The organism is Candidatus Poriferisocius sp. (assembly GCF_965214065.1).
Lineage (GTDB): Bacteria > Actinomycetota > Acidimicrobiia > Acidimicrobiales > Bin134 > Poriferisocius.
Genome location: NZ_CBDCAT010000006.1, coordinates 1 through 6,520, shown reverse-complemented (window position 1 = coordinate 6,520; position 6,520 = coordinate 1). Strand labels below are relative to the sequence as shown.

Sequence of the window (6,520 nt, the reverse complement as noted above, 5' to 3'; positions counted from 1 at the left end):
GACTAGGGCTGACAACGCCGGCTTCTTTGACAGCCCGGACGAGGTGCCCCGCCGCGCGGTGACGCAGGGTCTCGGCACGATCCTGCGGGCGGATCATCTGATGGTCATAGCCTCGGGTTCAGCCAAGGCCGCTGCCGTCGCGGGTGCCTTGCTGGGTCCGGTGACAGCAACCCTGCCCGCCTCGATACTTCAGACCCACCCGCGCCTGACCCTGATCCTCGATCTCCGAGCAGCGAAGGGAGTGCACGGACAGCTCGGGAAATTACCGGCTAGGACCTAGGAACTCCGATACAACTCCGGTTCCGACCGGCCGCCGAAAGCTATAACCTTGCAATTCTGGCAGGAAGATCCATAATTACACGGATGATTCCCCGTCGCTTGTATGCGCAGCTGCACGGTTTGCTGGCGGATTACCCGGCTGTTGCCTTGATCGGGCCGCGACAGGTCGGCAAGACTACTCTCGCCCTCGAGATTGCCGATACCGTGGATGCGGTTTACCTCGACCTGGAGTCGCCGAGGGACCGTGCCAGGCTCTCAGATCCTGAGTTGTACCTGGCGGATCATCAGGACCGGCTGGTCATCCTCGATGAAGTCCACCGTATGCCGGGTCTGTTCCAGAGCTTACGTGGCATTATCGACCGCGGGAGGCGGAGGGCCAAGCGGTCATCTCAATTCCTGCTGCTGGGTTCCGCCTCGATGGACCTCTTGCGACAGTCCGGCGAAACCTTGGCCGGACGCGTTGCCTATCTTGAACTGGGTACGTTCGACGTTACGGAGGTCGAGAAACGCAGCCACGACAAGCTTTGGGTGCGGGGCGGATTCCCGGACAGCTTTCTGGCCGCTGACGATGGTCGGAGCCTTACCTGGCGGGAGAACTTCATACGGACGTATCTCGAACGGGATGTTCCTCAACTCGGCCCGCGTGTTCCCGCCGAGACCCTCAGGCGACTGTGGGTGATGCTGGCGCACACGCAGGGAGGTCTACTCAATGCGGCGTCTCTGGCGCGTGGGCTTGGGGTCAATGGTAAGACGGTCTTCCGGTACCTGGACCTTATGGTGGATCTTCTTTTGGTGCGTCGGCTTATGCCCTGGCGTCGCAACGTCGGCAAGCGACTCGTCAAGTCACCGAAGGTGTACGTACGTGACAGCGGCGTCGTGCATGCTCTGCTCGGTTTGGCCTCTAAGGAAGATGTCGTCGGACACCCCGTCGTGGGAGCGAGTTGGGAGGGGTTTGTGGTCGAGACCGTTCTGTCGCTCGCCCCGAACCGCGCCGAGGCGAACTTCTATCGCTCATCGGGTGGGGCTGAGATCGATCTTATCCTCACCCTGCCTGGCCGGAAGCCGTGGGCCATTGAGGTGAAGCGAAGCCTTGATCCGCGCCCTCGTAGAGGCTTTCACAACGCTTGTGAGGATGTCCGTCCCGAAGCGAAGTTCGTCGTCTACCCCGGTGACGAGCGTTACCGGCTTGCCAAAGACATCGAAGCAGTCACCGTTCTCGACATAGCAAGTGAGGTAGCGGGCTCGAGCAAGCGTCCGTAGCCCCAACACTTTTCTCCGAGCGATTTTCGAATCAACTCGAGCCCCAACTGGCAACTCTAAGTGACCACCTTCATCACGGTGCTGCGGCCTGGGGCGGTATGGACTCTTCGATATCCCAGCATGACTGGCCGGGTTGTTTCAACGCCGGTGTCCACTCGAAGGACGGGGGGATCCAGGAACCTTAACTTTTCCTCGCCAGCCAGGATTATCACGTTCTCCTCCCCGACCCGGCTGATCGCCTCGGGGCTGATCTGCTGGTTGCCCCGACCGAGCAGGAATCCCTGTCCGCCGATCACCCCCAGATAGATAGTCGCCGGAGTACCCGGTGCCAGTAGGTCGACCAAGGCGGTGGCGGTGACGTTGGGGGCGATTATTCGGCGGTCGCGAACCACGTCCACTCCGGCCAGGGTTCCCTCCAGATCCAGGTGATCGAGGATCCGGGCCACGGTGGTACCGGGTCCGAGCACGTAGATCTGGTCGGGCATCATCCTGTCGGCGAGCTTCTTGCACAGTTGGTCTAAGTCGGCATCATCCCCGGGCGCGGTGATGGCCTTGCCGGGCTGGAGATGATCGCGGACGAACGGGACCGAGGCCACCGAGAAGCCTGCCACCCGGCCTGGTTCGTCTCCGGCATCCAACACCTCTCGTTGGGTCAGGGGAACCTGGTCGGGCGTAGCCAGGTAGCGGGCTGCCATAGCGCCGGCCGCCTCCGGCGTGTTCCCAAACACGGCCGAATGCATCTTGACTCCGGTCGGGATGCCCACCACCGGAACCTCGGTGCTGACCACGTCCACGATGTCGCGGGCGGTTCCGTCCCCACCGGCGAAGGCGATCAAGCCGACACCCTCCTCCACCATCCGGGCGGCGACCGCTCGGGTGTCGGACGAGGTGGTCGGGTCCGATTGAATCGGTACCACTATTGGGAGGAGCCCGGCCTGGCGAGCGGTGTCCTCTCCCATACAACCCGCCCCGGCGATCACCGGTAAGCCGGGTATTGAATCCGCCAGAAATCGGACCGCCCGTCCGGCCCGCCGGTGGGCGATCGGGACTGCTCCGAGGGCGGCTGCCTGGAGGTAGGTGTCTCCGTCGGTGCCGTGGAGCCCTACCGATCCCCCCATGCCAGCGATGGGGTTGACTATCAGGCCCAGCCGGATCTGGTTCGCTTGGTTCATGAGTGGCAAACTAGCTAATTCACTGGCACAAGAGGCCGCAACAAGCTCGTCAAATCCTGATTCGGGGCCAGTCGCCGACGAGGGGTTGTGGGACTACCGGACGCTCCACTGGCCGCAGGACCTCGTGCACGCCCTTGAGCAAGGTTGCTTCGACGATACCCGACTCGTGGGCAGGTGATTCACGGTCAAGGCCCCCACATGGTTGCCCTCTCGTCGAGGTATCAGGCGACGTCTAGGAACTTGCGCAGAGCTCTTCGAATAACCTCGCTGGTTGTGGTGTGATCGGCCTCGGCTCGGGATTCGGTTGCCGCTATCAGCTCAGGATCAATGCGAACGGACACGACCCCGGCAGGACCCGAGCCCATTGCGGGGCGGCCACGCTGGCGAGTCTTGAGTGCCTCAACGTCGTACTCGGTCGATTCGACCTCCTCGGCGATGGCATCAAGCTCGCCATCGGTGAGGGTCCGTCCGGTCTTGGTCGTGTGCGCGTTCATGCTGTCGGGTCCTGCCCTGTCGTGAGCATCTCGTAGAACACTGGTCGCAGTGCCATGGTGTGGATCACGAGTTCGACCTGCTTGGCGAGTTCGAGCCAGATGATCTCGAGGAGATTGCCAGCGAAGTCTGGGTCGATGGCGAGCACTTTGGGCGGGTCGGCGTCCGGGTCGAGATCGACAACGACGAGGGCGTGCTCGATGGCATGCAGGATGACCGGCTCGCTGTGACCGTGCCTAAACGCCGAACGGTGGAACTCCACATGCACTTATCGTAATACGTATTTGGTATCCACGCTCGCAATCCATCGGCGATGGTGTCCAGTCGGTCCTGCAACAACCCTCCCGTCACCCAGACGGGCACCAAGGCTGTGTCGGTGTCTGTCAGGCTTGATAGGCGCGTTGTGGTCTCCAATCGGTAGAGTTGATGGTCGGCAAGATGAGCGCGAGACCGAAGGTGTGATGGAGTGAACAGAGCCCACCCCTACATGGCCAACTCGACGGAGGAGGCCAAACAGCACATGCTCAACGCCATCGGCGTCGCGACCGTTGATGAGCTGTTCGAGCAGATACCCGACGAGCACATAACCACCCGGCAATTCGATCTCCCCGAGCCTCTTACCTCGGAGGTGGAGTTGAAGCGACATCTGACCGGAGTGCTCGGGAAGAACCGGCACTGCGAGGACAACCTCAGCTTCCTGGGGGGCGGTACGTGGCAGCACCATGTTCCGGCCATCTGTGATGAGATCTGGACCCGTAGCGAGTTCCTGACCTCGGTTTGGGGCACCGCGTCTTCCGACCTGGGCCGCAACCAGGCCTGGTTCGAATTTGCCAGCCAAATGGGCGAGCTGGTGGGGATGGACTTCGTAGGCCTACCGGTCTACAGCTGGGGTGCCGCGGTGGGACACTCGATGCGGATGGCTTCCCGGATGACCGGCCGGGGCCGGGTGCTGGTTCCGGTCCTGATGGATCCGCAACGTCTTGACGTGGCCCGTACCTACGCGGGTGCCCCGGAACAGGAGGGACACATCAAGATCGAGCAGGTGGGGTACGACGCCGCTACCGGACGCCTCGACCTAGACGACCTCAGTAGGCGACTCGATGACCGGGTGGCGGCGGTCTACTTTGAGAATCCTGGCTACCTGGGGGTGATCGAGGACCAGGCCGCCGAGATTGCTCGGATGGCCCGCGCCGCGGGTGCCGAGACCATCGCCGGTGTGGACCCGACCTCGCTCGGCGTGATCGCCCCGCCTTCGGCCTACGGTGTCGATATCGCGGTGGGTACCACCCAGCCCCTCGGTGTGCACATGAACGGAGGCGGTGGAGTGGGCGGGTTCATCGCCACCCGCGACGAGGAGCGCTACGCGAGGGAGTACCCCACCCTCCAGGTCAGCCTCACCGACACCACACATGAGGGAGAACGGGCCTTCGGCTTGGCTCTGTTCCAGCAGAGCTCTTACGGATCGCGGGAGGAAGGAAAGGACTGGACCGGGAACTCGGTTTATCTGTGGGCGATCGCCAACGCCGCCTACATGTCGGTACTGGGGCCGAACGGCTTCGAGGAGTTGGGCGGAGCGATCCTTAGGAGGAGCCACTACGCGGCCCACCAACTCGCCACCCTTCCGGGCATTACCTTGCCTTGGCCCGCAGGCTTCTTCAAGGAGTTCGTGGTCCAGTTCGATGCTGAGGGCCCGCCGGTCGCGGAGATCAACCGGCGACTTCGCGCCCACGGCATTTTCGGGGGCCGCGATCTCAGCAGCGACTTTCCGGACCTGGGGCAGAGTGCCCTGTATTGCGTGACCGAAGTACACGGCCGAGCCGATATAGACCGACTAACCGAAGTGCTGGAGGGGGTGACGAGATGACGAGCAACGGACTTAGGAGATATCACGCCGCGGTCTGGGACGAACCGTTGGTGATGGAACTGGGCCGGCCCGGTCGCCGAGGACAGCTCTTCCCCGTGGACGAGCCCGAGTTCGAGTCGGTGGTGGGCGATGGCACCGACCTTATTCCTGAGACCCTACGTCGTGGCCAACCGGCGAATCTTCCCGAGCTGTCGGAACCCGAGGCACTGCGCCACTATCTGCATCTCAGCCAGGAGGTGCTGGGGATGATGGGCATCAGCCTGTTCGGTACCTGCACTATGAAGTACAACCCGAGGGTTACCGAGGCGCTCGCCCGCCAGCCGTTTGTGGCGGCGACCCACCCCGATCAGGACGTCGAGACCCTCCAGGGCACGCTCGCCGTCATCTACGGGCTCGATCGGATGCTCCGCGAGCTCACCGGGATGGATCAGTTCGTCTTCCAGCCGGGTGGGGGCGCTGATGCTGCCTTCCTCCACGCTACGGTGACCAGGGCCTACCACAAGGCCAGAGGGAACCTGGCGCAACGTAGGGAGATCATCACCACCGTCCAGGCCCATCCCTGCAACCCGGCCACCGCGGCGGCAGCAGGCTTCGACGTGATCAACCTCCCCCTAGAGGAGGACGGCTATGCGTCGGTGGAGGCGCTCCGGGCAGTAGCTTCGGAGCGGACCGCGGCGCTGATGGTCAACAACCCCGATGACATCGGAATCTACAACCCCCACATCAAAGAGTGGGTGGACATTGTCCACTCGGTAGGCGGGCTCTGCTTCTACGACACTGCCAACTTCAACGGCGTGATGGGCCGGATCCGGGCCCGGGAGCTGGGCTTCGATGCCTGCATGATGATGCTCCACAAGACCTTCGGCGCTCCCAAGGCAGGCGGCGGCCCGGCGGTGGGAGCATACGGATGCTCGGACGAGTTGGCCCCCTACCTGACCACTCCGGTGGTGGTCAAGAGCGAGGACGGCGACTACCAGGTCAAGGTTCCTGACCACGCCGGGAGCACCCAGGTGCGGGAGTACCTGGGCAACATCCCGGTCATAATCAAGGCATACTCGTGGCTCCGGGCGTTGGGTGCCGAGGGAGTGAAGGAAGCCGCCGACCTGTCGCTGCTGGCCAACAACTACATGGAGACCCGTCTCCTCCGCATACCCGGCGTGACCAAAGGGTTACCCCACCTCACCAAGCACCGCATGGAGATGACTCGCTACAGCTTGGGCGAGCTCACCGAAGAGACCGGTGTGACCACCCTGGATGTGCAGAACCGAATGGTCGACTACGGGGTGGACGCCTTCTGGTTGAGCCACGAACCGTGGTTCATCCCCGAGCCTTTCACACCCGAAGCAGGGGAGATGTGGTCCATCGAGGACATGGACTACTGGGTGGACGTGATCGCGGCGATCTGCGAGGAGGCCCGTACCGATCCCGAGGTGGTCAAGACCGCCCCCCACAA

The 6,520-nt window shown here is 63.1% G+C and carries 6 protein-coding genes and 1 pseudogene; 4 read left to right on the top strand and 3 right to left on the bottom strand.

The window, feature by feature from the left end; all coding sequences use genetic code 11:
• Together ACOOGG_RS00320 and ACOOGG_RS00315 are read left to right on the top strand one after the other, a co-directional pair.
• A pseudogene (locus ACOOGG_RS00320) lies at nt 1-280 on the top strand (glucosamine-6-phosphate deaminase); the annotation flags it as partial.
• A gap of 83 nt (nt 281-363) precedes the next feature.
• A complete protein-coding gene (locus tag ACOOGG_RS00315; RefSeq protein ID WP_420431117.1) occupies nt 364-1,539 on the top strand; it encodes an ATP-binding protein in 1,176 nt (391 codons plus the stop codon).
• A 56-nt stretch (nt 1,540-1,595) separates the two neighbouring features.
• On the opposite strand, the gene ACOOGG_RS00310 is transcribed toward ACOOGG_RS00315, so the two are convergent.
• From ACOOGG_RS00310 to ACOOGG_RS00300, 3 genes are all read right to left on the bottom strand, one after another.
• Entirely contained in the window at nt 1,596-2,711 is a 1,116-nt protein-coding gene (locus ACOOGG_RS00310; protein ID WP_420431115.1) for an ATP-NAD kinase family protein, read from the bottom strand.
• Nucleotides 2,712-2,932: 221 nt separating this feature from the next.
• The gene (locus tag ACOOGG_RS00305; protein WP_420431113.1) at nt 2,933-3,205 is read right to left on the bottom strand and encodes a ribbon-helix-helix domain-containing protein; all 273 of its coding nucleotides are present in this window, start codon (nt 3,203-3,205) and stop codon (nt 2,933-2,935) included.
• Nucleotides 3,202-3,465 carry a hypothetical protein gene (locus ACOOGG_RS00300; protein ID WP_420431111.1) on the bottom strand — a complete coding sequence of 88 codons (264 nt, stop codon included), beginning with the start codon at nt 3,463-3,465 and terminating at the stop codon, nt 3,202-3,204. The genes ACOOGG_RS00305 and ACOOGG_RS00300 overlap by 4 nt, the downstream gene beginning before the upstream one ends.
• A gap of 204 nt (nt 3,466-3,669) precedes the next feature.
• On the opposite strand from ACOOGG_RS00300, the gene gcvPA reads away from it, so the two are divergent.
• Together gcvPA and gcvPB are read left to right on the top strand one after the other, a co-directional pair.
• On the top strand, nt 3,670-5,067 hold the full coding sequence (gene gcvPA, locus ACOOGG_RS00295; RefSeq protein WP_420431109.1) for an aminomethyl-transferring glycine dehydrogenase subunit GcvPA: 1,398 nt from the start codon (nt 3,670-3,672) through the stop codon (nt 5,065-5,067).
• On the top strand, nt 5,064-6,520 hold a 1,457-nt coding region (gene gcvPB, locus ACOOGG_RS00290), incomplete at its 3' end, for an aminomethyl-transferring glycine dehydrogenase subunit GcvPB (protein ID WP_420431107.1). The genes gcvPA and gcvPB, both read left to right, overlap by 4 nt.

What these genes read in the sequence shown, in the direction of transcription:
- ACOOGG_RS00315 (WP_420431117.1), top strand. Translation starts at nt 364, where the DNA reads ATGATTCCCCGTCGCTTGTATGCGCAGCTGCACGGTTTGCTGGCGGAT.
- ACOOGG_RS00310 (WP_420431115.1), bottom strand. Translation starts at nt 2,711, where the DNA reads ATGAACCAAGCGAACCAGATCCGGCTGGGCCTGATAGTCAACCCCATC.
- ACOOGG_RS00305 (WP_420431113.1), bottom strand. Translation starts at nt 3,205, where the DNA reads ATGAACGCGCACACGACCAAGACCGGACGGACCCTCACCGATGGCGAG.